The following is a 22802-nucleotide window of genomic DNA, read 5'->3' on the forward strand; positions in this document are numbered from 1 at the left end:
GGACATGGACGCTCCCGCGGCCCCGTCCGGCATGTCGTCACCGGCCCGCGCCCGCGGGCGCAGATCATGGCGGACGACGCTCGCGCTCCTGCTGCTGGCCGCGTCCGGCGTCGGCGCAGCCGCCGGCTCCGACGATGCGGCGGACGTGGCGCAGGTGCAGCAGACCGTGCGTACGCTGACGCTCGGCGATGCACGCGTCGAGGTCGACATCGTCGATGCGACGCCGGCTCGTGCCGAAGCGCTGGAAACCTGGATCGGCGAGGTCGCCCATGCGGTGGAGGCGACGTTCGGCACATGGCCTCTGGCCCGCTCCGTGATCCGCATCACCCAGGTGGAAGCCGGCCAGGCCGGCGGCGGCAGCCCGGTTCCGTGGGGACAGACCTCGCGCCGCGGCGAACGGGTCGCGGTGCTGCTGTTCGTTCGACGCGACGCCGGCATCGGCGAGTTGCGCGACGACTGGACCGCCGCGCACGAACTGGTTCACCTGTACCACCCCTACCTCGGCCGCGAAGGCCGCTGGCTGGCCGAGGGCCTGGCGAGCTACTACCAGAACGTGGTGCGCGCGCGCGCCGGCCTGATGAGCGGCAACGCCGCCTGGCGCGCGCTCGACGCCGGCTTCGGTCGAGGTCGTCGCGACACCCGCGACCGTCCGCTGGCGCAGGCACGGCGGGGCGAGACAATGCGGGTGTACTGGGCCGGCGCGGCGTACTGGCTGGAAGCCGATCTCGCGTTGCGCGCGCGGGGCTCTTCGCTGGACGAGGTGCTGGCCGGCTATGCCGAATGCTGCCTCGCCGGCGCACGCTTCGGCGATGCGGAAGGCTTCGTCGCCGCGCTCGACCGGGTCGCCGGACGGGAGGTGTTCGCGGCACGGTTCAGGCGCTACGCCGCGTCACGCGCATTCCCGGACCTGGGCGAGGCCTATCTTCGCCTGGGTCTGCGCCGGGGTGCGGACGGCCTGCATTTCGATCCCGCCGGTGCTGCGCTGCGCGCGCGGATCATGGCCGCACCGGCACGTTGATACGATAGGGCCCGCGCCTCCATGGCGCGGGCCCTGCGGACGCGGGTGGCGCCCTCAGTGCGGCGCGGCGGGCTTGTGCGACTTGGTCACCGTGGCCATCAGCCTGTCGGTATAGGCAATGCCGATCGCCGACAGGATGAATACGCAATGGATGATGGTCTGCCACATCACCCCGATCGGGGTCGCCTTGGTGCACAGCACGCCGGCCGTGACTTCGGGGCCGCACAGCGGCAGGCCCAGCGAACCGGCTTCGATGAAGGTCTTCAGCAGATGGATCGACGAGATGCCGATGATCGCCATCGCCAGCTTGACCTTCAGCACGCTGGCGTTGACGTGGCTGAGCCACTCGGGCTGGTCCGGGTGCCCCTGCAGGTTCAGGCGCGAGACGAAGGTCTCGTAGCCGCCGACGATCACCATCACCAGGAGATTGGAGATCATCACCACGTCGATCAGGCCGAGCACGATGAGCATGATGCCCTGCTCGGTGAGGTGGCCGGCGTCGTGGATCAGGTGCCACAGCTCCTTCAGGAACAGGAACACATAGACGCCCTGGGCGACGATCAGGCCCAGATACAGCGGCAGCTGCAGCCAGCGCGAGGAGAAGATCAGGTACGGCAGCGGGCCCAGGCGCGGCGTTCCCGGGCGTACAGGTGGCGATTCGGACATGCGGATCACGGTCGGTTGAGGTCGGCGCAGGGTAGCCAGCCGTGATGACCGTCTCAAGAGGGCGCTGGAGCCGGTGCGGTGCGCGGGTCGAGCCGGTCGCGCCGGCACCGTACACTGCAGCCTTCCCACGCATGCGTCCCACGGTCAACGGAGCCGCCATGATCGACCTGTACTACTGGCCGACGCCGAACGGTCACAAGATCACCCTGTTCCTCGAGGAAGCAGGCCTCGACTACACCGTGCATCCGGTCGACATCGGTGCCGGCGACCAGTTCAAGCCCGAGTTCCTCGCGATATCGCCGAACAACAAGATGCCTGCGATCGTCGACAACGCGCCGGCCGACGGCGGCCTGCCGATCACCGTGTTCGAGTCCGGCGCGATCCTGGTCTACCTGGCCAACAAGACCGGAAAGTTCTTCGGCGCCGACGTGCGCCAGAAAATCGAGGTCAACCAGTGGCTGATGTGGCAGATGGGCGGACTCGGCCCGATGACCGGCCAGTACGGGCATTTCCACGTCTACGCGCCCGAACCGATCGCCTACGCCCGCGACCGCTACGCGCGCGAGGCCGCGCGCCTGCTCGGCGTGCTCGACAAGCGCCTGGACGGCCGCGACTTCCTCGCCGGCACCCAGTACACCATCGCCGACATGGCCTGCTATCCGTGGATCGACCCTTACGACAAGGCGCCGATGGACCTGTCCGGCTATCCGAACCTGCGCCGCTGGCGCGCCGCGATCGCCGAACGCCCGGCGACCGCCCGCGCCTACGCCGTCGCCGACCGCCACCGGGTACAGCGCGAGATGACAGAGGAAATGCGGCGCAATCTGTTCGGCACGCCGTCGAAGCCGGACTGAGCCTATTTTCCGTCCCCTAGGAGCGGCGTAAGCCGCGATGAAGCTTTCAAGGAAAGGTCCGATCGCGGCTTACGCCGCTCATGCGGCGCTCCTGCCGAATAGAAGCGCGATCACGACCAGCCCTCACGCGACAGCCATCGTCGCCTCCGTATAACCGAAGCCCGATACCACGCCGCATGAACAAGACGCTCGCAGGCTGCCTGCTCGCCATGACCCTGTCCGCCGCCACGTCCCCCGCTGCCGCCCGGACATCCGCCGCCGCACCGCAGAAGCTGACCCTGGAGGCGCTGGCCGGCGACGCGCCGCTGTCCGGGCCGAGCCTGACCAAGCCGAAGATCGCACCGGACGGCTCGAAGGTGACTTTCCTGCGCGGCAAGCCCGACGACCGCAACCGCCTCGATCTGTGGGCCTACGACATCGCCAGCGGCGAGACCGTGCGCCTGGTCGATGCCGACGACGTGCTGCCGCCGGGGCAGGAGGTGCTCAGCGACGAGGAGAAGGCCCGCCGCGAGCGGCAGCGCATCGCCGCGCTGAGCGGCATCGTCGACTACCAGTGGTCGCCCGACGGCCGCCAGCTGCTGTTTCCGCTCGGCGGCGAACTGTATCTGTACGACCTGGCCGCCGCCGCGAGCGGTTCCGGCAAGGACGCGGTGCGCCAGCTGACCCGCGGCGAGGGTTTTGCGACCGATCCGAAGATCTCGCCGAAGGGCGGCTACGTCAGCTTCATCCGCGACCGCAACCTGTGGGTGATCGACCTGGCCAGCGGCAAGGCCGCGCAGCTGACCCGCGACGGCAGTGACGTCATCGGCAACGGCGTCGCCGAGTTCGTCGCCGACGAGGAAATGGCCCGCCATACCGGCTACTGGTGGGCGCCGGACGACTCGGCGATCGCGTTCGCGCGCATCGACGAATCGCCGGTACCGGTGCAGAAGCGCTACGAGGTCTACCCGGACCGCACCGAGGTCGTCGAGCAGCGCTACCCCGCGGCCGGCGATCCCAACGTGCTGGTCCAGCTCGGCGTGATCGCGCCGAAGGCCGGCACCGCGCCGCGCTGGATCGACCTCGGTGCCGATCCGGACATCTATCTCGCCCGGGTCGACTGGCGCGATGCCCGTCACCTGGGTTTCCAGCGCCAGTCGCGCGACCAGAAGACGCTGGAACTGGTCGAGGTCGACCTCGACAGCGGCCGCGAACGCGTGCTGGTCACAGAGACCTCGAAGACCTGGGTGCCGCTGCACGACAACCTGCGCTTCCTCGACGACGGCCGGCTGCTGTGGTCGAGCGAACGCAGCGGTTACGAGCACCTCTACCTGATCGGTACCGGCGGCGACGCCGTCGCGCTGACCTCCGGCGACTGGGCGATCGACAGCGTGCTGTCGGTCGACGAGACGGCCGGCCTGGTCTACTTCGCTGCCGGCAAGGACTCGCCGACCGAGAGCGCGGTCTACCGCGTGCCGCTGGCCGGCGGCGCGATCGAACGCCTGTCCGATGTCGAGGGCTGGCATTCGGCGACCTTCGCGAAGAACGCCAGCGTCTACGTCGACAACTGGTCGAACCCGACCACGCCGCCGCAGCTGAGCCTGCACCGCAACGACGGCACCCGCATCGCCGACCTGGTCGCGAACGACCTCGACGACGCCGACCACCCGTACGCGCCGTACCGCGCCGCGCACCGGCCGATCGAGTACGGCACCCTGACCGCCGCCGACGGCAAGACCACCCTGCACTACAGCGTGCTCAAGCCGGCCGGCTTCGACCCGGGCCGACGCCATCCGGTCGTGGTCTTCGTCTATGGCGGCCCGGCCGCGCAGACGGTCAAGCGGATCTGGGCGCCGGACTTCAACCAGTATCTGGCCCAGCACGGCTACGTGGTGTTCTCGATCGACAACCGCGGCACCCCGCGTCGCGGCGCGGCCTTCGGCGGCGCGCTGTACGGCCGCCAGGGCACGGTCGAAGTCGAGGACCAGGTCGCCGGCGTGGAATGGCTGAAGACGCAGCCGTGGGTCGACGGCGACCGCATCGGCGTCCACGGCTGGTCCAATGGCGGCTACATGACCCTGATGCTGCTGGCCAAGGCATCCGAACATTACGCCTGCGGCGTTGCCGGTGCGCCGGTCACCGACTGGGCGCTGTACGACACCCACTACACCGAGCGCTACATGAACCTGCCCGACGCCAACCCGGACGGCTACCGCGAGGCGCGCGTGATCGAACACATCGACGGACTGGTCGGCGAACAGGCAGCTCCGCTGCTGCTGATCCACGGCATGGCCGACGACAACGTGCTGTTCAGCAACTCCACCGCACTGATGAGCGCCTTGCAGCAGCGCGGACAGCCGTTCGAGATGATGACCTATCCGGGCGCCAAGCACGGCTTGAAGGGTGCCGACCTGCTGCACCGGCTGCGGATCACCGAAGACTTCTTCGCCCACTGCCTGAAGCCGTCGGAGTAGGCCTTGCGCCCGCGCTCATGGCCGCTGGGACTGGCGCTGCTGCTGACGTCCATCGATACCGCCGCAACTCAGCCGATCGCGACCGATCAGGAAGCCCGTCGCTGGGCGCAGGCCTTGAGCGTGGCCTCGCCGTACAAGATCGGGGCGGCCGCACTGGCCGGTCAGATCCGCTACCGGATCGCCTTCGACGGCATTGATGGCGACCTGCCGGAAACCGGCGAACAGCGAATCGGAGGCACCGACGGTACCGGACACGAGTTGATCGTCTGTGTCGACTGCGGGCGGGAAGCTGCACCGACGCCGCGGGTACTGGCCGGCTACACCCGTGCCAATGCCTGGATTGAGAGCGAGGATCCGCGACTGCGCCGTTTCGCCGCACGCAACGACCGCGGCCGCAGCGTCGAGCAACGGATGAAGCGGCTGGCCGATGCGGTCCGCCGTCACCTGGACGCGGGCATCGACTTCCGCCACTACGACTCGGCCGCGACCGCGTGGGAAAAGCGCAGCGGCGACTGCACCGAGGCCGCACTGCTGCTGGCGGCGCTGGCGCGCGCCCGCGGCATCCCGACACGGGTCGCATCGGGACTGGCCTACTCCAGCCGCTTCACCGGCCGCTCGCACGTGTTCAGCCCGCACGTCTGGGTGCAGGCTTGGGATGGCGAGCGCTGGCGCAGCTACGACGCCGGCCTGTCGGGTTTCGATGCCGGCCACATCGCGGTGCACATCGGCGACGGTACCCCGGCCGACTTCCCGCGGATCATCGCGTCATTACGCGCACTGCGGATCGTGGATGCCACCGGCGTCCGCGCGCGGCCGGCGACGGCGGACTAGCCGGTCGTCTCCGGCGTCGGATCGATCATCGGCAGCTCCGGCAAATCGCTGTCGTCGACCCAGTCGACATCGCCCGGATCATCGACTCCCCCGACCAGGATGTACTCCAGCTCGAGCGACTGTACCGCCTCCCCATTCGGCTCGACCGGGGAACTGGCCGCGCTGGGTACCGCCGGCAAGGTCAGCGCTGGGTGCTGCTCGCCGGCCATCGCCGTGCCCGCGACCAGGGTCAGCGCGATCGCGGCGAGGCCTGCCGTGCGGCGCGGCACCCGATAGGCGATGCAGACCGGTCCTTGCTGACGTGACAGCAACGCACGACGGCCCGCTTCATCGAGACCGTCGAGCGAATGCATCCGCGATCCGCAGTGACCGCAATGCCCACCTATTCCTTCCTGCTCCTGCCGCGACAACGGACAGGGCCTGTCGATCCTCGGAAACTTCGCCATGATCGGGCTCCCCTTCTGTCTGTCGACGGTTCTAGCACGCACCGGGGCGGCCCGGTACTTTTGTCGCTTGGTTTCCTCCGCGGGGCGGATCGATGATGGCCACCCCGACCGTCAATGGAACCGACATGACCAAGCCCCTCGTCCTCGCCATCGCCCTCGCTTTCGCCGTCCCGTCGCCGGCGCTGGCCCAGCAAGCGCCCGCCGGCGCCGCGCAGCCGTCCAGCCCGGCCTGGGTTGAGCGCAGCAACGAACTGGCGCAGATCCTGGTCAGGGCGCAGGCTGGGTTCGCCCCTGAGGGCTTCTCGTACATGGGCATCCCGGGCTACGACGAGAAGGTATCCGACCTCGGCCCGGACGTCGGCGAGCGCTTCCGCAAGGCGATGGCCGACGCGCGTACGCAGCTGCAGGGCAAGCTGCGGCTCGAACGCGACCCGCAGGTCCGCCAGGATCTGGAGCTGCTGGTGAAAGCCGCCGACGAAGCCGCCGAATCCTCGCGCGTGTACGAAACCTTGACCCTGCCATGGACCGACGTCGCCCAGTTGGAGTTCAGCGGTCTGCAGAGCCTGCTGTCCGATCAGGTGCAGCCGGAGCGCCGGCAGCACGCGCTGGGGCGGCTCAAGGCCTACGTCGGCATGACCGAAGGCCACGTGCCGATCACCGAGCAGGCGATGGCGCGCTACACCGCACGTACCGGCGACGGGACGCTGCTGCGGCCGACGAAGCTCGAGGTCGAGCAGGCGCTGGGCAACAGCGAGACCTACGTCGAAGGCATCCGCAAGCTGTTCGCAAAGTACGAAATCGCCGATGCGGGCCCCGCGCTGGACGAGATGGAACGCCAGCTCGATGCCTACGCCGACTGGATGCGCGAGACTGTGCTGCCGGAAGCGCGCACCGACACCGTGTTGCCGCCCGAGCTGTACGCGCTCAACCTCAAGCAGGTCGGCATCGACATCGATCCGAACGTGCTGATCCAGCGTGCGCAGCTGGAATTCATGGAGACCCGCGCCGCGATGCAGGCGCTGGCGCCGCGGGTGGTGGAGGCGCGCGGCCTGAAGGTCGCCGATCCCGGCGACTACGTGGCGGTGATCGATGCGCTGAAGCAGGACGTGATCCCGAACGACCAGCTGGAGGCGCGCTATCGCACGGTGATCGACGCGATCGACCCGATCATCCGCAGGGAAGGCATCGTCGACGTGCCGAACCGGCCGATGGTGATGCGGCTGGGCACCGAGGCCGAATCCGCCGCCCAGCCGGCGCCGCACTTCAAGCCCGCACCGCTGGTCGGCAACACCGGCCAGCAGGGCCAGTTCGTGCTACCGGTGACGGTGCCGACCGCCGACGGCGAGGGGCTGGCCTACGACGACTTCAACTTCGACGCGGTGCGCTGGACGCTGTCGGCTCACGAGGGCCGGCCGGGCCACGAGCTGCAGTTCACCGCGATGGTCGAGCGCGGCGTGTCGCTGGCGCGCTCGATATTCGCGTTCAACTCGGTCAACGTCGAAGGCTGGGCGCTGTACGCGGAGGCCGAGATGGTCCCGTACGAGCCGGTCGACGGCCAGCTGATCGCCTTGCAGTTCCGCCTGCTGCGCGCCGCGCGCGCGATCCTCGACCCGATGCTGAACCTGGGCCTGATCGACCGCGAGCGTGCCGGCGAGGTGCTGCGCGAGAAGGTCGGGCTGTCGGAGGCGATGACCAAGCAGGAGCTGGACCGGTATACCTTCAACGCGCCGGGCCAGGCGGGCAGCTATTTCTACGGCTACTCGCGGATCCTCGAGCTGCGGATGGCGACCGAGCTCGCGCTGGGCGACCGCTTCGACCGCCTCGCCTTCAACAACTTCCTGCTCGACCAGGGCCTGCTGCCGCCGGACCTGCTGGCCGATGCGGTCAACCGGACCTTCATCCCGGCCCAGCGCAGCAGTCGCTAGGCCCGCGCCGCGACGGAGCGGGGCCGGGGCCGGGGCCGGGACGGCACCGTTGCGGCGGCGTAAAGGGCCTGCGGGACTGCTCGCTATACTCGTCCTCCATGCCCGCGCCGGCCCCGCCCTTGCGAACCGATCCACGCCCCGTGCCGTCCCTGGCGATCCTCGCCTACACCGCCACCACGGCATTGGGCCGCGGATGCGGGGCCCAGGCGGACGCGCTGGCGGCCGGCCGCAGTGGGCTGCGCCACAACGACTTCCCCACCACCGCCCCTGGCGAGCCGCCGCTGGACTGCTGGATCGGCCGCGTCGATGGCCTGGAATCGGCGCCGCTACCGGCGCAGCTCGCGCAGTGGGAGTGCCGCAACAACCGGCTCGCCTGGATGACCCTGCAGCAGGACGGCGTCGCCGCCGCGGTCGAGGAGGCGATTGCCCGCCACGGCCCCGCGCGCGTCGCGCTGGTGGTCGGCACCTCGACCGCGAGCATCGGCGCCAGCGAGGAGGCCTATGCGCGGCTGCAACCCGGCATCGACGGCGCCCTGCACTTTCCCGACGACCTCGCCCGCCCCCAGATCCACACGCCGCATTCGCTGGGCGCGTTCCTGCAGGAAGCCACCGGCGCGCGCGGGCCGTGCCTGACCGTCGCCACCGCCTGTTCTTCGAGCGCCAAGGTGTTCGCGCTGGCCGCGCGGCTGGTCCAGGCCGATCTGGTCGACGCCGCGCTGGTCGGGGGCGTCGACACCCTGTGCGGCAGCGTGCTGTTCGGCTTCAACGCGTTGCAGCTGGTGTCGCCGACGCCGTGCCGGCCGTTCGATCTCCACCGCGACGGCCTGTCGCTGGGCGAGGCCGGCGGCTTCGCCCTGCTCGAACGTGGTCCTGACGCCGCGGCGCTGAGCCTGCGCGGCTACGGAGAGTCCAGCGACGCACACCACATGTCCGCACCGCATCCCGACGGCCTGGGCGCACGCATGGCCATGCACGACGCGATCGCCCGTGCCGGCATCGACGCCGGCGAGATCGGCTATCTGAACCTGCACGGCACCGCCACGCCGGCCAACGACCGTGTCGAGGCCGCCGCCGTCGCGGCACTGTTCCCCGACACCCTGCATGCGAGCTCGACCAAGGGCTGGACCGGACACACGCTGGGCGCGGCCGGCGTCGTCGAATCGGTGTTCGCCCTGCTCGCGCTCGAGCGCGGCCTGCTGCCGGGCACGCTCAACAGCGACAGCCCGGATCCGACCTGCGGCCCACAGATCCGCTTTAACAACGTGGAGCGCCCGATCCGCTACGCGATGAACAATTCCTTCGGCTTCGGCGGCAACAACGCCTCGCTGGTGTTCGCACGCGCATGAAGACACTGGCCGCCCGCATCGAGGGGATCGGCTTCTGGACCGACGGGCTGCCGTCCTGGCAGGCCGCGCGCACGTATGCACGCACCGGCATGCTGCCTGGATCGGCACCGGCGCGTCCGTCGCCGCAGCTGCTGGCCGCCAACGAGCGCAGGCGCGCGCCGCAGACCGTCGCGATCGCGCTGGAAGCGGGGCTGGCGGCCTGCATCGCTGCCGGCCGCGATCCGGCGACACTGCCGTCGGTGTTCGCTTCCAGCTACGGCGATCTCGCGATCACCGACTACATGTGCAGCACGCTGGCGACCCAGCCGCGCTCCGTGTCGCCGACCCGCTTCCACAACTCGGTCCACAACGCCGCCGCCGGCTACTGGACGATCGGTACCGGCGCGATGCAGCCGGCCTCCGCGATCTGTGCAGCGAGGGCGACCTTCGCGCTCGGCCTGGTGGAGGCGCTGGCGCAGCTGGCCACCGGCGAGGAGGCCGTACTGCTGGTCGCCTACGATGCCGATGCATCCGGCCCGATCGGCGAGCAGGCGCGCAGTGCCGGCCTGCTCGGCGGCGCGCTGGTGCTGTCGGAGGAGGGCCCGGAAACCGGACCGGTGCTGCAGGCCACGCTGACCGACGGCTCGCCGTCGCCCCCGGACGGTCCACTCGCCCGGCATGCTGCGGCCAACGCGATGGCGCCGATGCTGCCGCTGTTCGACGCGCTGGCCTGCGGCGTTCCCGGAACGACCGCTTCGGTTCCGATCAGGCTCGATGCCGGCGCCGGCCGGGTGCTGTCGATCCGCCTGCTGCCTGGTGCGACCGCGATGGAGTCGGTGGATGCCTGATCCGCGTCGTATCGCCGTCGTCATCCCGGCGCTGAACGAGGCGTTGCGCATCCGCGAGGTGGCCGAAGGCGCACTCGCCGAGTGCCCGAACGTGATCATCGTCGACGACGGCTCCGACGACGCGACCGTCGAATGCGTCGCCGATCTGCCGGTCACACTGCTGCGCCATGCCGACCGCATGGGCAAGGGTGCGAGCCTGCGTGACGGTTTTGCCGAGGCGATGCGGAGCGGCTTCGAGGGCGTGTTGAGCATGGACGGCGACGGCCAGCACGCCGCGGACGACATCCCCCGCCTGCTCGATGCCGCGCGTCGCCACCCCGGCGACATCGTGATCGGCGCGCGCCTGCGCAAGCGGGCGCGACAGCCGGCCTACCGGCGCCTGGCGAACGAGTTTGGCGACTGGGGAATCGCTTGGGGCTGCGGCTTCCGCATCGCCGACAGCCAGAGCGGCCAGCGCTATTACCCGGCCGCCGTGTGCACGCTCGCGGATGTGCCCGGCGAGGACTTCGTGTTCGAGGCGCAGATCCTGATCTCGGCCGCGCGCCGGCTCGGGGTCGGCGTGGTCTCGGTGCCGGTGGAGTCGCGCTACGGATTGGGTGCCGATCCGGATTCATCGCCTCCGGGGGCGACGGTCCCCGCGTTCCGGCGCAGTCATTTCCGCCCGCTGCACGACCTGTACCGGATCACCTCGCACGTGGTCGTCCAGGTCTGGCGCCATGGCGACGTGATCGCCGAGTACCGCCGCACCCGTGCCAATCCGCCGCGGATCCACGACCCCGACAGCGACGTCCGGCGGCCGGAAGAGGCCTTCTAGGGCGTGGGCGCCGGCGGCGTGCTCACCGGCGGCGGATTCGGCACATGGATCGCGATGCCGGTCGCATGCTTGGTCCGCGGCGAGATGCTGACGCCGATGCCACCGCTGCTGTAGGTGTGGCCGCCGTAGCGGCCGACCCCGGTACCGACGCCGACACTGGTGCCGCCGTAACCGTCGCCGGTGCCCTGCAGCAGCACGCCGTTGGCGCCGAGCTTGGCGGCCTCCTTGCGCAGGTTGTTGAGCACGGCATTGAGCTTGTTCTGCTCGCCATAGGTGACCGGCCCGCTGGCGGTCTCGATCACCGCGATCTGCTCGTAACGCCCCGGCGGCGGCGCGTGGTAGATGCGTACCTGCGACGCATCGATCGGCGGTCGGGGCTGTCCGACCAGCATGTGCGAGGTCGCGCATGCGGACAGCAGCAGGGCGGTGGCGGCGACAACGCTCGCGCGGATCATCGCGGTTCTCCTCGATTGGCCATTTGGCGAAGTATGCGCCCGGCACGCGGGGTGGCGGGTGAACCGTGCCACACACTGGCTACCGGGAGGTCGGCCGTTCCGGCGGACATCGCCGGCCATGCTGCGGCCGCTCATGGCCAACCGTGGATTCAAGAGCAGGATCAAAGACTTCCGCCCTGTCAGGGGCGGGTAACTTTTCTTTGCCGGCCCAAAGAAAAGTCACCAGAAGACAAGGGCCTTCCCGACGAAGCTCAATCGTGAACGGCGGGGATTCCAGGATTTTTCGACACGGCATCCATGCCGTGGTCGAAAAACGGCGTGCGTCCTTGCGCGCCGCCCTCCGGGTCTGCACATACTCCCGGCCCGTCATTGCCCAGCAAGGCCGTTGCCGTTGATCTTGGCTTTGACCTTGACCTTGACCTTGACCTTCAGCGACTTAAAGCCCGCCGAGCACCGCAGAGAACGGCGGCCGCAGAGGCGCTCATGTCCGAGCGACGCGAGTTTGGGCGCCGTGCTGCCGTTCTTGAGGAGCACAGGGAACCGGGGCGGCGCAGCCGGCCCGGCGGGCGTCAGGAGCGGGCGGTTTTGGTTACTCCAAGACAAAAGTAACCCGCCGAAGGCGGAAGCCTTTGATCCTGGCTCCATAAAGACCGGAATCAACGGCTTCCGCCGCCGAAGCGGCGGGTAACTTTTCTTTGCCGGCCCAAAGAAAAGTCACCAAAAGAAAGGGCCTTCCCCGGCACACCTCCATCGCGAACGGACAGTCTGCCGGGATTTTTCGACACGACATCCTGTCGTGATCGAAAAACGGCGCGCGTCCATGCGCGCCGCCCTCCGGGTCTGCAGTCGATACCGGCTACCAGTGATCAGGAAAAGCCAACGTCCGCAGTGCGGCAGTCATACAAACACTTTCATCGGCGTTCGAGCGGGCGCGAGCCAGTGGCTCGCAAACACCCTCCCCCGGCCCTCGCGCACAGCGCTCGGGCGTTCGAGCGGGCGCGAGCCAGTGGCTCGCAAACACCCTCCCCCGGCCCTCGCGCACAGCGCTCGGGCGTTCGAGCGGGCGCGAGCCAGTGGCTCGCAAACACCCGCTCTCACCCCATCCCGCCGTTGATGCCTATCACCTGGCCGTTGACGTAGCCGGCCGCGTCGGAACACAGGAACCCCACCAGCGCCGCGACCTCGTCGGGGCGGCCGGCGCGACCCGCCGGCACCATCTGCCGGATCGCATCGGGCGGGAACGCGTCGGCGGTCATCCGGCCCTCGACCACCCCCGGGGCGACCACGTTGGCGGTGATCCCGCGGCTGCCCATTTCGCGCGCCAGCGAACGGGTCGCGCCATGCAGTGCGGCCTTGGCCGCGGCGTAGTTGGTCTGGCCACGATTGCCGAGCACCGCAGCGACCGAAGAGACGCTGACGATGCGGCCCCAGCGCGTGCGCGCCATCGGCAACAACAGCGGCTGGGTGACGTGGAAGAAACCGTGCAGCGACACGTCGATCACCCGCTTCCACTGCGCATCGGACATCCCCGCCAGTGGCGCGTCGTCGTGGATGCCGGCGTTGTTGATCACGATCTGGACCGCCCCCGCCCGCAGCAGGCCTTCGATCGCAGCCTGCGTCTCCTCGCCGTCGGCGACATCGAACGCGACCGCTTCGGCATCGCCGCCATCGGCACGGATCGCGTCGGCGATCGCGTCCGCCCGCGCGCGGTTGCGGTTCGCATGGACGATGACCCGGCAGCCGTCGGCGGCGAGACGACGGCAGATCGCACTGCCGATGTCGCCGCTGCCGCCGGTGACGAGGGCACGGCGCGGCGTCGGATTGGGCTCGGACATGCGGGACCTGCGGAACTTGCGGCGACGGAGTCCCGATTGTCGTCATCGGGCGCGGCGCTGCAAGCATGTCTTCGCCGGTGGCCGCCGTGGAGCCGCGCAGGTCATGCGAGGAAAGGTGGACCGGCTTCAGTACGGCCGATAGCCCTCCGGATATGGCGGGTCGCCATCGCTGCCGGTGCGATCGTCGGTGATCACGAACAGCTGTTCGACGATCCGGCCCTCGCCATCGCAGCGCAGCGTCTGCCGCGCCTGCCACACCCCCCAGCATTCGCCACCGTCGCCCTCCTCGTCCTCACCGTCGAGCGCAACGATCCAGAAGTCGAGCACGCGCATCGCGTTCGGCTCCCGACGGATCGACGGGGGATCGTGGAACACCAGTGTCGCCTGTCCGGTCTCGCCTTCGCTGTCCTGCCAGGGCTCGAACACGAGGGACTCCGGCGCGAGCCGAAGCATGTTCACCCATTCGCCGACCGGCATGCCTTCGACGTACGGACGGTTGGTGCGCTCCAGCCAGTCCAGGCGTGCGCCGTCGCGGTTCGGTACCACCACCTGCAGTTGGATGCGATGGCCGAACTGGCCGTCCTCTTCATAATTTATCGCTTCAAGCAGTTCGATGCTGACCGGCATGGCGGCTTCCTCGCGTTCCGGGGGGCGTGCAAACAAGAACGCGCGGGCGGCGGCTCCGTGAACCGTTGTCGCCGCGGAGGCCGGCCCGAGGCCACGGCATGTCGGAATCCGGGACGGATCAAGCGCCGCCGCAGGAGCGCCCCGTAGAATGCGCAGCATGGACAACTTCCAACGCGTACGCACCTACCTGTCCGGTCTGCAGGACCGCATCTGCCACGCCGTCGAGACCGTGGACGGCCAGGCCCGCTTCCATGAGGACGCATGGACGCGGAGCGCGGACGACAATGCGGCGGCGAGCCTGGGCGGCGGCGGACGGACCCGCGTACTGCGGGAGGGCGCGGTGTTCGAGCAGGCCGGGATCGGCTTTTCCGACGTGTCCGGCACCCGGCTGCCGCCGTCGGCGACCGCGGCCCGTCCGGAACTGGCCGGCGCATCGTGGCGTGCGATCGGCGTGTCACTCGTGTTCCATCCGCGCAACCCCTATGTGCCGACCACCCATGCCAACGTCCGCCATTTCACCGCCGAGCGCGACGGCGAAACCGTGGCATGGTGGTTCGGCGGGGGCTTCGACCTGACCCCGTTCTACCCGTTCGACGAGGACGTGCTGCACTGGCACCGGGTCGCGCGACGGGTCTGCGAGCCGTTCGGCGGGCAGACGCGCTACGACGCGCACAAGCGGTGGTGCGACGACTACTTCTTCCTCAGGCACCGCGACGAGACGCGCGGCGTCGGCGGGCTGTTCTTCGACGACCTGCATGGCGACTTCGACCGCGAGTTCGACTACCTGCGCGCGGTCGGCGACGGCTTCCTGGAAGCCTACCTGCCGATCGTCGAGCGTCGCCGCGAAGCCGCCTGGGGCGAGCGCGAGCGGCAATTCCAGCTGTACCGCCGCGGGCGCTACGTCGAATTCAACCTGGTGTTCGACCGCGGTACCCTGTTCGGCTTGCAGTCCGGCGGCCGCACCGAGTCGATCCTGATGAGCATGCCACCGCTGGTACGCTGGGAGTACGGCTACCGGCCCGAACCCGGCAGCCCCGAAGCGCGCCTGGCCGACTATCTCCGACCGCGCGACTGGCTGGCGGAGCTGGGCTGAATCCTCCTCATCGACAGGACGCTTCAGTCACGGATTGCACGAATGAACCCGGATAAAGCCATCCAATCGCGCTTTATCCATGTATATCCGCGTGATCCGCGGCCTGCTCTTCCCTAACCGAACAGGCCGACCGGGTATTCCGGCTTCTGCTCGCGCGCGAGCAGCTGGCGCAGGCCGTCGGCCGGGGTGATCTCGCCGTGCAGGACGGCGCGGACCGCGCTGGAGATCGGCAGCTCGACACCGTGACGTTCGGCCTGGCGCATCACCTCGTCGGCGGTCTGCACCGACTCGACCACCTGGCCGATCTCGCGCACCGCGTCGGCGATGCTCTGGCCGCGGCCGAGCGCGAGGCCGAGCCGGCGATTGCGCGACAGGTCGCCGGTGCAGGTCAGCACCAGATCGCCGAGACCGGCGAGACCCATCAGGGTTTCCGCCTTGCCGCCGATCGCCTGGTTCAGTCGCAGCATCTCGTTGAGGCCGCGGGTGATCAGGCCGGCGCGCGCGTTCAGGCCCAACTCCATGCCGTCGGCGACGCCGGTGGCGACGGCGAGCACGTTCTTCATCGCGCCGCCGAGCTCGGCGCCGACCATGTCGTCGCCGGTGTAGGCGCGGAACGCGGGCCCGTGCAGGGTGTCGGCGACCTGCTGGGCGAAGCCGGCGTCGTCCGAATGCACGGTCAGCGCGGTCGGCAGACCGGCGACGACCTCTTTCGCGAACGACGGCCCGGTGACCACCGCCAGCGGCACGCCGGGGCCGAGCACCTCCCCGGCGACCTCGTGCAGGAAACGGCCGCTGCCGGGTTCGAAGCCCTTGGTCGCCCATGCCACGCCGGCACCGTCGGGACGGTGCGGTGCGAGCGCGCGCAGGATCTCGGCGAAGGCATGCGAGGGCACCACCACGAGCACCATTCCGGCGCCGTGCAGTGCCCGGGCGATGTCGGTGGTGGCGCTCAGGTTGTCCGGCAGCGGATGGCCGGGCAGGTAGCGCGGATTCTCGTGGCGCTCGTTGATCGCGGCGACGGCGTCGGCGTCGCGCCCCCACAGCACGGTCGGATGGCCGTGCCGGGCGGCGAGCGAAGCCAGCGCGGTGCCCCAGGAGCCCGCGCCCAGCACCGCGATCGGCGCCTTGCCGGCGCCCGTTCCGTTATCGGCTCCGGTCATGACGCCGGATCAGGCGTTGCCGGCCGCCTCGGCGTCGGCCAGACCGTCGCCGTTCTGCTGCTGGGCCTGGCGCTGGCGCAGGCCTTCGGCGTACAGCGCGTCGAAGTTGACCGGCTGCAGATAGAAGGGCGGGAAACCGCCGGCCTGGATCAGATCGCTGATCAGCTGGCGGGCATACGGGTAGAGGATGCTCGGGCAGTGGCTGCCGAGCAGGCCGTCGAGGGTCTGCGGATCGAAGCCGGCCACGCCGAACACGCCAGCCTGCTTGACCTCGGCCAGATAGACCGACTTCTCGCCGATCTTGCAGGTCAGGGTGATGCCGAGCACGACCTCGAAAGCGTTCTCGCCCAGGCGCTGCACGCTCTGGTTCATGTTCATCTGCAGCTGCGGCTGGGCCTGCTCGTTGAACACCGCCGGTGCGCCCGGCACCTCGAACGAGACGTCCTTGACGTAGATCTTCTCGACCGAGAAGGTCGGGGCGGTCTGCGCGGCGGCGTCGGCCGGCGCGGCGGCGCCGTTGTTCTGCTCTTCGGACATCTCGTTACTCCAGGATAAACAGTTATCGGATCAAGGAATTGAAGCTCAGGTGCGGGAGTATCGCACGCGATGATGACCGCTCCGGGCCGGCCCGTGATACGACACGCGCGCCCTTCGCGACTCCCCCTGCCCTGCCCACGTTGGGGCGAATGTCGCGTTCGCAAGGCCCGCCGGACGGCGCAGACGGAATTTGTGACCGCCGGACGCCCGGCCTGCGGGCGGCCGCAGGCCGGAACAGAGCGGTACTACTTGCGCCCCTTCACCAGCGGCAGGTCGGCCTGCTGCCAGGCGGCGATGCCGCCGTCGAGCCAGTAGACCTGCTCGAACCCGGCCTTCTTCAACCGCTTCGCGGCCGCGGCCGACGCGATGCCGTTGCGGCAGACCACCACCACCGGCAGCTGCTTCACGTTCGCCAGCAGCTTGCTTTCGGGGTCGAACTGGCTCGGCGCGACCGACTTGCTGCCGACGATATGGCCCTTCTCGAAGTCGCTGCTGGAGGACAGGTCGACGACCAGCGCATTGTCGCGGTTGATCAGGCCGGTCAGCTCGGCCGGGCGCAGCGCCTTGTAGCCGCGGAACAGGCGCGCGATCTCGGTGTAGACCAGGGCGACGGTCAGGCCGGCCAGGCCCATGGAGAGGTAGGGATGGCGGCCGAGGAAGGCCAGCAGTTCTTCAAGGTTCACGGATCACGGCCACGAATGAGGGGGCGGCCCGCATCGCGTCGCGGCGCGAGGCGCACGGGGGCGGGGATTGTCGCCCAGCCCCGGCGATGGCGCAAAACGCGGCGATGAGGGACCGCGGTCCGACGCTCACTGGCCTTGCCAGAAATCCGGCATGCCGCTGGTCAGCCACCAGCGCTTGGCCTCCTCGTCCCAGCGCCAGGTTTCCTGGTAGCGGGCGGTGCGCTCGGCGAGCGTGTGCCGGTTGACCACGCCGATCTCGACGTCACGCGCCGCGGTGCCGGCCTCGAGATCGCTCAGGCCGCCGTTGTCCCGGTAGTACGAGACCTGGACCTGGTTGTAGCGCTCCATTTCCAGCGCGGTCATCGGGTGCTCTTCGCGGTACTCGGGCTCGAGCATGCCCCAGGCCCCTTCGAAATCGCCCCAGCGGATCGCGCCCGACCAGGCGTACTGGCTGCGCTGGAGTGCATCGGCCTTGGGCCCGGCGCTGGCGCAGCCGCCGATCGCGGCGACCACCGCCGCGAGACAGGCGAACACGGCGGCACGGTATAGCGGATTCGGCAGGCGCATCGGTTTCCCCGGCAGTTGCGGACACCCGCGCATCGTAGCCGGGAACGCGGCTCAGCGCCGCCGTATCGCGACGTAGCGGGCGGTGAATTCGGTCGCGCTGCCGCCTTCGGGCAGCCGCGCGTGCGCGACCACGCCGATCCGCGCACGGCCGCGCGCGCGCAAGGTGGCGATGAAGGTCGCCCAGTCGGCGCCGGGTGCGGCCTCGGCCTCGACGTCGAGATCGGCGAACAGCGGCGCGAGATAGCCGATCTGGCTGTCGGCGACGAACACGTCCGCGTCCAGGCCGGCGGCCTCGACATGCAGCGACACCAGCCCCCATGACGCCAGCGTCATCATCGACGCCAGGCTGCCGCCGAACGCACAGCCCTTGTCGTTGACGTGGCGTGCGAGCGGCGCGTGCAGCCGCAGGCGACGGCCGTCGTAACCGGCGATCGACAGGTCCATGACCGCGACCGGCGGCATCGAATCGTAGTGGGTCTTGAGGCGGACGAGCGCGTCGTCGTCCAGATGCAGCGCGGCGGGAGGCGGGGGAGCGATCGTTTCCAGGGACATTTCGGTATCGGGGGAAAGGGGCGGCGGGGAAGACGCAGGTCATCCGGCCTGCGAGCCGGCGCAGGGTACAGGCATTGTGTGGCGACGACGACGCTGCGCCGGCGTATGGTCGCGGCGGGGCAGGGCTGGGGTGCAGGGACTTGACGCAGTGGCGACTGTGCCAAGCTGTGCGCCATGTCCGCTCCCGATTCCGTCACCGATCGCGGCCATCGCTGGCATCTGGTCTCGCTGCGCCCCCGCGGCCGGCACGAGGCATTGCGTCGCGCCGCCGCCCGCCACGACGGCGGACTGATCGCGCTATCGAGCTGCCGGCTGCGACGGCTCGACGACGATGCCAGCCGGCAGCGGCTGGACACTGCACTGGCCGCCGATCGGGTCGTCTTCACCAGTCCGGAGGCGGTACGCGCCGCAACCGCGCTGCGCCCGTTGCACGAGATCGACGGCGGGGGCTGGTTCGCGGTCGGCGCCGGCACCGCGGCCGCGTTGAAGCGTGCCGGGGCGCACGACGTCGCGTTCCCGGCACGGATGGACAGCGAGGGCCTGCTCGACCTGCCGGCCCTGCGCGCACTGGACGGCAGCACGCTCGGCCTGGTGACCGCCCCCGGCGGCCGCGGCATGCTGCTGCCCGCGCTGCAGGCGCGCGGCGCCCAGGTGATACGTGCCGATGTCTACGCGCGCGAGCCGTTGCCGCCGCCGGCCCGTGCGATCGCGATGTTGCGTGCGCTCCGCACGCCGCTGGCGATCGCGGTCAGCAGCGGCGAAGCGCTGGCGCAGGTGCTGGCGCAGGTGCCCGCCGACGTCGCCGACCGCCTGCGTGGCGCCCGAACGGTCGTCGCGAGCGCACGGCTGGCCGTCATCGCCCGCGGGCTGGGGCTGCACGACATCGTCGTCGCCGCCGGACCGCGACCGGCACAGCTGGTCGCCGCCGTCGGCCTCGGCGCCACCCCCTCACGAGCCGCATCGGTGCCGCCGGGGCCTATCTGAACCGGTCCCCGCCGACGTTCCGGTAGCATGAAGCACCCCCGCCGCGACCCGACGCCGTGTCCGATCCCAGCCCCACGCCCGCATCCGCCGCTCCCAGGACTTCGCCCCGCCGTGCCGCGCGCTGGCCGTGGTTCCTGCTGGTGTTCCTCGCCGCGCTTGCCGCCGCGGGCTGGTACGGGTGGCACTGGTGGCAGGCGCGCGAGGCCGACGCGCGCGCGCAGGTCGCCAGCGCCGACCACCGCCTCGACGCCCTCGCCCAGCGCCTCGATGCGATCCGCGACGACCAGCGCGCACAGGTCCAGCGCCTGCAGCAGGCCGAGGCCACCAACCGCGTGCTGCGCGACGAACTGCTCGGGATCGGCCAGCGCGCGGCGCTGCTGGAGGAAAGCGTCACCCGTCTCGCCGACCCGAACCGCGATGGCGTGCAGGCGCTGCGGCTGGAAGAAGTGGAGATGCTGCTGGTGTTCGGCCAGCAGCGGCTCGAGATCGCCGGCGACCTGACCGGCGCCCAGCGCAGCTATGCGATGGCCGACGCGGTGCTGACCGCAGTCAAGGATCCGGCCTATGTGAACCTGCGCCAGGCCCTGATCCAGGAACGCGCGGCGATCGATGCACTCGGCGCCGACCCGCGCGCGGCGGCGCTCGCCCGCATCGACGCCTTCGCCCGCGGGCTGTCGGAGGCGCCGCCGGTCGCGGCCGGGCCGGCGCCGGCGGCCGACGCGCCATGGTGGAAGCGCGCATTCGCCAACGTGTTCGACATCCAGCCACGCGATCGCGTGGTCGCCGAGCTGCCGTCCGACCGGGCCGCCGCACTGGCCGCGCTGCAGCTCGAACTGACCCTGGCCCGGGCGGCCGCCGAACGCCGCGATGAGGCCGGCTTCGGGGATGCGCTGGCTCGCGCACGTGGCTGGCTGGAAAGGCTCTGGCCCGAGTCCGCCGCACTGGACGCGCGCCGTGCCGGACTCGACGAGATCGCCGCGCTGCCGCTTTCACTCTCGGTTCCCACCCTCGGCAGCACACTGCAACAGCTGCGGCAGCTGCGCGCCGCCGCAGACGTCCTGCCATCGGAGCGTCCATGAACCTGTTCCGCAGCCTGCTCTTCTGGATCGTCCTCGCCCTGCTCGGCGCGCTGGTCGCGCAGCTGATGGCGCAGGATCCGGGGCTGGTGATCGTCAGTTTCGGCGACTGGACCTACCGCAAGTCACTGTCGTACACGCTGCTGCTGCTGATCGCCGCCACGGTGCTGTTGTGGGTGGCCTGGCGCGTGCTCAGCGCACCGTTCGCGATGCTGCGCCGGCGCCGCAAGAGGGCCGCGCGCGCGCGCCTGCTCGACGGCTTGCAGGCCACCCACCTGGGCCAATGGAGCCGCGCCGAGAAGCTGCTCGGCGAAGCCGCGGGCAACCGCGAAACCGCGACCGTCGCGCGCATCGCCGCGGCGCATGCGGCGACCGGACGCGGGGACGTGGAAGCCGGTCGCGCTCATCTGGCAGCGCTGGCCGAGAGTCAGCCCGCGGCGTTCGCGGTCGCCACTGCCGAACTCGCGCTGGCCGACGCGCGTCCCGCCGACGCGCTCGCCGCCCTGGATGCAGCCGCCGCACAACCGCTGCCGCCGCGTGGCCTCGCCCTGCGCGCCGAGGCCCTCGCGGCTCTGGGCCGGGCCGCCGAAGCCTACGGCCTGCTGGGCGCGCTGCGCCAACAGCATGCGCTGCCGACCCGCCGGCTCGAGGCGCTGGAAGCGCGCTGGGCCGAAGCCGGCCTGCGTGAAGCGGCAGACGCCAACGTTCTCGCCGATTGCTGGGAGGCACTGCCCAAGGCGCTGCGCAGCGATCCCGCCGCCGTCGCCGCCTATGCCGAGCGCGCCGCCGCGTTGCGCTGGGAGGACGCCGCCGCACGCAGCATCGAACAGGCGCTCGACAGCCGCTGGAGCGACGAGCTCGCCAGCCTTTACGGTCGTCTGCCGATCGGCCGCCTGGACGCGCGCCTCGCCCATGCCGAGCGCTGGCTGCAGGCGCACCCGGCCAGCCCGGGCCTGCTGCTGAGCCTGGCCCGGCTGCACCGGGCCCGGGGCCAGTGGTCGCAGGCGGAAACCTACCTGCACCGCGCGCTGGCCCAGGGCGGCAACGCCGAAGCCTGGGAAGAGCTGGGCAACGGCTTCGCCCAGGCCGGCGATAGCGCCCATGCCAGCCAGTGCTACGCCAACGCGCTGCGGGTCGCCCGCGGCGAGGCCCCGACCGAGATCCCGGGCCGCGATCTCAAGCAGCGGATCTACGACCAGGCCGCGATCGAGGAACGCGACGAGCACGGCCTGCCGCGGCTGCGGGGGTGACCCGCCTCGGCGCCCCTGCGCTCACCCCACCACCGTGCGCACGAACCATTGCCATGCCCCGGTGGAAGTCAGGGCCAGGCGGGCGGGCCAAGACACGACGACCAGTGCCGCACCCCAGCCCAGCGCCGGGTGCAGGCGGCGGTTGCGCGCCGTGTCCCACGCCACGCAGCCGAGCACGATCGCGCAAGTGGCGATGAAATAGGCCGGCAGCCCAAGCTGCGTCCAGCCCTGGAGCGGGATGCGGGCGAGCCCGGGGGTCAGCATGGCCACGCACGACAGCAGCATCATCCGCTTGTGGACGTCGCGGCGGCGGCGAAACGCGAGTCCGATGCCGACGAAGATCGCAAACAACAGCATGTCTCCCAGCGGCACCGCCAGGAACACCTCCGGCGGTGGACCGGGCGGCGCGCGGCCGAGCCGTGCCGCGGCGATTGCCGTCGCGGTGCCCACCACCAGCACCGCCACCGCGAGCATCGCGCCCACGATGCCAAGCCGGCGATGCAGATCGACCCGGCGGCGTTCGACCAGCACGGCCTGCACCGCGAACAGCACGAACCACCCGCTCATCACCAGCCCGTGCAGATGCACGAGCAGGGTCAGGGGCCTGGGATCGAACGCGAGCTTCAGGTAATAGGTGCGGGCGAATCCCACGAACACGACCAGCAGCGCCAGCCACGCGGCGCGGGTGTAGAGCGGTCGTTCGGGACCGCCCCGGGACGGCAGGACGCTCATGCAGGGACTCCGCGGATAATGTCGTCTGGAACGACAACGCGGATCCGCGGCGGAACCTGCCAATGCACGTG

Annotated in this window: 24 protein-coding genes; 12 read left to right on the forward strand and 12 right to left on the reverse strand. The window is 70.3% G+C overall.

The annotated features are described in order from the left end of the window. Nucleotides 1-4: 4 nt before the first annotated feature. Nucleotides 5-1018 (forward strand): M61 metallopeptidase family protein, encoded by a 1014-nt coding sequence (locus tag L3V18_RS13760; RefSeq protein ID WP_237055795.1) that lies wholly within the window; start codon nt 5-7, stop codon nt 1016-1018. A gap of 54 nt (nt 1019-1072) precedes the next feature. Here the strand turns inward: L3V18_RS13760 and L3V18_RS13765 are convergent, their stop codons facing one another. Next, complete coding sequence (locus L3V18_RS13765) at nt 1073-1684, reverse strand: TIGR00645 family protein (RefSeq protein ID WP_237055796.1); 612 nt, start codon at nt 1682-1684, stop codon at nt 1073-1075. Nucleotides 1685-1842: 158 nt separating this feature from the next. On the opposite strand from L3V18_RS13765, the gene L3V18_RS13770 reads away from it, so the two are divergent. The 3 genes from L3V18_RS13770 (at nt 1843) to L3V18_RS13780 (ending at nt 5822) form a co-directional block, all read left to right on the forward strand. Continuing rightward, a complete protein-coding gene (locus L3V18_RS13770; protein ID WP_237055797.1) occupies nt 1843-2538 on the forward strand; it encodes a glutathione binding-like protein in 696 nt (231 codons plus the stop codon). 209 nt (nt 2539-2747) lie between these two features. After that, nucleotides 2748-4991: a S9 family peptidase gene (locus tag L3V18_RS13775; protein ID WP_237055957.1), complete on the forward strand. Its 2244-nt coding sequence runs from the start codon at nt 2748-2750 to the stop codon at nt 4989-4991. A 3-nt stretch (nt 4992-4994) separates the two neighbouring features. Next, nucleotides 4995-5822, forward strand: coding sequence for a transglutaminase-like domain-containing protein (locus L3V18_RS13780; RefSeq protein WP_237055798.1), 828 nt, complete (start codon nt 4995-4997; stop codon nt 5820-5822). Here the strand turns inward: L3V18_RS13780 and L3V18_RS13785 are convergent. After that, complete coding sequence (locus tag L3V18_RS13785) at nt 5819-6175, reverse strand: hypothetical protein (protein WP_237055799.1); 357 nt, start codon at nt 6173-6175, stop codon at nt 5819-5821. The two genes, L3V18_RS13780 and L3V18_RS13785, sit on opposite strands and share 4 nt — an antisense overlap. Nucleotides 6176-6393: 218 nt before the next feature. Here L3V18_RS13785 and L3V18_RS13790 point away from each other — a divergent pair, with 218 nt between their 5' ends. The 4 genes from L3V18_RS13790 to L3V18_RS13805 all read left to right on the forward strand — a co-directional run bounded on the left by L3V18_RS13790 (nt 6394) and on the right by L3V18_RS13805 (nt 11180). Next, on the forward strand, nt 6394-8193 hold the full coding sequence (locus L3V18_RS13790) for a DUF885 domain-containing protein (protein WP_237055800.1): 1800 nt from the start codon (nt 6394-6396) through the stop codon (nt 8191-8193). 140 nt (nt 8194-8333) lie between these two features. Next, the gene (locus tag L3V18_RS13795; RefSeq protein ID WP_237055801.1) at nt 8334-9539 is read left to right on the forward strand and encodes a beta-ketoacyl-[acyl-carrier-protein] synthase family protein; all 1206 of its coding nucleotides are present in this window, start codon (nt 8334-8336) and stop codon (nt 9537-9539) included. Beyond that, on the forward strand, nt 9536-10366 hold the full coding sequence (locus L3V18_RS13800) for a beta-ketoacyl synthase chain length factor (protein WP_237055803.1): 831 nt from the start codon (nt 9536-9538) through the stop codon (nt 10364-10366). Before L3V18_RS13795 ends, L3V18_RS13800 begins: the two co-directional genes overlap by 4 nt. Continuing rightward, complete coding sequence (locus tag L3V18_RS13805) at nt 10359-11180, forward strand: glycosyltransferase family 2 protein (RefSeq protein WP_237055805.1); 822 nt, start codon at nt 10359-10361, stop codon at nt 11178-11180. The genes L3V18_RS13800 and L3V18_RS13805 overlap by 8 nt, the downstream gene beginning before the upstream one ends. On the opposite strand, the gene L3V18_RS13810 is transcribed toward L3V18_RS13805, so the two are convergent. The 4 genes from L3V18_RS13810 to L3V18_RS13825 form a co-directional block, all read right to left on the reverse strand. Then, nucleotides 11177-11635, reverse strand: coding sequence for a DUF4156 domain-containing protein (locus L3V18_RS13810; RefSeq protein ID WP_237055807.1), 459 nt, complete (start codon nt 11633-11635; stop codon nt 11177-11179). The two genes, L3V18_RS13805 and L3V18_RS13810, sit on opposite strands and share 4 nt — an antisense overlap. Nucleotides 11636-12001: 366 nt before the next feature. Continuing rightward, nucleotides 12002-12169 (reverse strand): hypothetical protein, encoded by a 168-nt coding sequence (locus tag L3V18_RS13815; RefSeq protein ID WP_237055808.1) that lies wholly within the window; start codon nt 12167-12169, stop codon nt 12002-12004. Nucleotides 12170-12729: 560 nt separating this feature from the next. Further along, a complete protein-coding gene (gene fabG / locus L3V18_RS13820) occupies nt 12730-13470 on the reverse strand; it encodes a 3-oxoacyl-ACP reductase FabG (RefSeq protein WP_237055809.1) in 741 nt (246 codons plus the stop codon). 126 nt (nt 13471-13596) lie between these two features. After that, entirely contained in the window at nt 13597-14097 is a 501-nt protein-coding gene (locus tag L3V18_RS13825) for a thioredoxin domain-containing protein (RefSeq protein ID WP_237055810.1), read from the reverse strand. A 157-nt stretch (nt 14098-14254) separates the two neighbouring features. Here L3V18_RS13825 and hemF point away from each other — a divergent pair, with 157 nt between their 5' ends. After that, nucleotides 14255-15190, forward strand: coding sequence for an oxygen-dependent coproporphyrinogen oxidase (hemF, locus tag L3V18_RS13830; RefSeq protein ID WP_237055811.1), 936 nt, complete (start codon nt 14255-14257; stop codon nt 15188-15190). Between the two features lie 113 nt (nt 15191-15303). On the opposite strand, the gene L3V18_RS13835 is transcribed toward hemF, so the two are convergent. The 5 genes from L3V18_RS13835 to L3V18_RS13855 all read right to left on the reverse strand — a co-directional run bounded on the left by L3V18_RS13835 (nt 15304) and on the right by L3V18_RS13855 (nt 18689). Next, nucleotides 15304-16350, reverse strand: coding sequence for an NAD(P)H-dependent glycerol-3-phosphate dehydrogenase (locus L3V18_RS13835; protein WP_237055812.1), 1047 nt, complete (start codon nt 16348-16350; stop codon nt 15304-15306). A 9-nt stretch (nt 16351-16359) separates the two neighbouring features. Then, entirely contained in the window at nt 16360-16887 is a 528-nt protein-coding gene (gene secB / locus L3V18_RS13840; protein WP_237055813.1) for a protein-export chaperone SecB, read from the reverse strand. 245 nt (nt 16888-17132) lie between these two features. Continuing rightward, nucleotides 17133-17570, reverse strand: coding sequence for a rhodanese-like domain-containing protein (locus L3V18_RS13845; protein ID WP_237055815.1), 438 nt, complete (start codon nt 17568-17570; stop codon nt 17133-17135). 126 nt (nt 17571-17696) lie between these two features. Beyond that, nucleotides 17697-18137: a hypothetical protein gene (locus tag L3V18_RS13850; RefSeq protein WP_237055817.1), complete on the reverse strand. Its 441-nt coding sequence runs from the start codon at nt 18135-18137 to the stop codon at nt 17697-17699. 51 nt (nt 18138-18188) lie between these two features. Then, the gene (locus L3V18_RS13855; protein ID WP_237055819.1) at nt 18189-18689 is read right to left on the reverse strand and encodes a YiiD C-terminal domain-containing protein; all 501 of its coding nucleotides are present in this window, start codon (nt 18687-18689) and stop codon (nt 18189-18191) included. A 174-nt stretch (nt 18690-18863) separates the two neighbouring features. Between L3V18_RS13855 and L3V18_RS13860 the strand changes: the two genes are divergently transcribed. Genes L3V18_RS13860 through L3V18_RS13870 form a run of 3 tightly spaced genes read left to right on the forward strand, consistent with a single transcriptional unit; the run spans nt 18864 to nt 21999 of the window. Then, nucleotides 18864-19673: a uroporphyrinogen-III synthase gene (locus L3V18_RS13860; RefSeq protein ID WP_237055821.1), complete on the forward strand. Its 810-nt coding sequence runs from the start codon at nt 18864-18866 to the stop codon at nt 19671-19673. Between the two features lie 56 nt (nt 19674-19729). Beyond that, a complete protein-coding gene (locus L3V18_RS13865) occupies nt 19730-20752 on the forward strand; it encodes a uroporphyrinogen-III C-methyltransferase (protein ID WP_237055823.1) in 1023 nt (340 codons plus the stop codon). Then, the gene (locus tag L3V18_RS13870) at nt 20749-21999 is read left to right on the forward strand and encodes a heme biosynthesis protein HemY (protein ID WP_237055825.1); all 1251 of its coding nucleotides are present in this window, start codon (nt 20749-20751) and stop codon (nt 21997-21999) included. Before L3V18_RS13865 ends, L3V18_RS13870 begins: the two co-directional genes overlap by 4 nt. A gap of 21 nt (nt 22000-22020) precedes the next feature. Here L3V18_RS13870 and L3V18_RS13875 read toward each other — a convergent pair whose 3' ends face one another. Further along, the gene (locus L3V18_RS13875) at nt 22021-22731 is read right to left on the reverse strand and encodes a hypothetical protein (protein ID WP_237055826.1); all 711 of its coding nucleotides are present in this window, start codon (nt 22729-22731) and stop codon (nt 22021-22023) included. Nucleotides 22732-22802: the final 71 nt, after the last annotated feature.

Source organism: Marilutibacter chinensis (assembly GCF_021725675.1).
GTDB lineage: Bacteria > Pseudomonadota > Gammaproteobacteria > Xanthomonadales > Xanthomonadaceae > Marilutibacter > Marilutibacter chinensis.

What these genes read in the sequence shown, in the direction of transcription:
- L3V18_RS13835 (WP_237055812.1), bottom strand. Translation starts at nt 16,350, where the DNA reads ATGACCGGAGCCGATAACGGAACGGGCGCCGGCAAGGCGCCGATCGCG.
- L3V18_RS13825 (WP_237055810.1), bottom strand. Translation starts at nt 14,097, where the DNA reads ATGCCGGTCAGCATCGAACTGCTTGAAGCGATAAATTATGAAGAGGAC.
- fabG (WP_237055809.1), bottom strand. Translation starts at nt 13,470, where the DNA reads ATGTCCGAGCCCAATCCGACGCCGCGCCGTGCCCTCGTCACCGGCGGC.
- L3V18_RS13810 (WP_237055807.1), bottom strand. Translation starts at nt 11,635, where the DNA reads ATGATCCGCGCGAGCGTTGTCGCCGCCACCGCCCTGCTGCTGTCCGCA.
- L3V18_RS13785 (WP_237055799.1), bottom strand. Translation starts at nt 6,175, where the DNA reads ATGCATTCGCTCGACGGTCTCGATGAAGCGGGCCGTCGTGCGTTGCTG.
- L3V18_RS13850 (WP_237055817.1), bottom strand. Translation starts at nt 18,137, where the DNA reads ATGCGCCTGCCGAATCCGCTATACCGTGCCGCCGTGTTCGCCTGTCTC.
- hemF (WP_237055811.1), top strand. Translation starts at nt 14,255, where the DNA reads ATGGACAACTTCCAACGCGTACGCACCTACCTGTCCGGTCTGCAGGAC.
- L3V18_RS13760 (WP_237055795.1), top strand. Translation starts at nt 5, where the DNA reads ATGGACGCTCCCGCGGCCCCGTCCGGCATGTCGTCACCGGCCCGCGCC.
- L3V18_RS13870 (WP_237055825.1), top strand. Translation starts at nt 20,749, where the DNA reads ATGAACCTGTTCCGCAGCCTGCTCTTCTGGATCGTCCTCGCCCTGCTC.
- L3V18_RS13765 (WP_237055796.1), bottom strand. Translation starts at nt 1,684, where the DNA reads ATGTCCGAATCGCCACCTGTACGCCCGGGAACGCCGCGCCTGGGCCCG.
- L3V18_RS13800 (WP_237055803.1), top strand. Translation starts at nt 9,536, where the DNA reads ATGAAGACACTGGCCGCCCGCATCGAGGGGATCGGCTTCTGGACCGAC.
- secB (WP_237055813.1), bottom strand. Translation starts at nt 16,887, where the DNA reads ATGTCCGAAGAGCAGAACAACGGCGCCGCCGCGCCGGCCGACGCCGCC.
- L3V18_RS13790 (WP_237055800.1), top strand. Translation starts at nt 6,394, where the DNA reads ATGACCAAGCCCCTCGTCCTCGCCATCGCCCTCGCTTTCGCCGTCCCG.
- L3V18_RS13855 (WP_237055819.1), bottom strand. Translation starts at nt 18,689, where the DNA reads ATGTCCCTGGAAACGATCGCTCCCCCGCCTCCCGCCGCGCTGCATCTG.
- L3V18_RS13775 (WP_237055957.1), top strand. Translation starts at nt 2,748, where the DNA reads ATGACCCTGTCCGCCGCCACGTCCCCCGCTGCCGCCCGGACATCCGCC.
- L3V18_RS13860 (WP_237055821.1), top strand. Translation starts at nt 18,864, where the DNA reads ATGTCCGCTCCCGATTCCGTCACCGATCGCGGCCATCGCTGGCATCTG.
- L3V18_RS13770 (WP_237055797.1), top strand. Translation starts at nt 1,843, where the DNA reads ATGATCGACCTGTACTACTGGCCGACGCCGAACGGTCACAAGATCACC.
- L3V18_RS13805 (WP_237055805.1), top strand. Translation starts at nt 10,359, where the DNA reads ATGCCTGATCCGCGTCGTATCGCCGTCGTCATCCCGGCGCTGAACGAG.
- L3V18_RS13875 (WP_237055826.1), bottom strand. Translation starts at nt 22,731, where the DNA reads ATGAGCGTCCTGCCGTCCCGGGGCGGTCCCGAACGACCGCTCTACACC.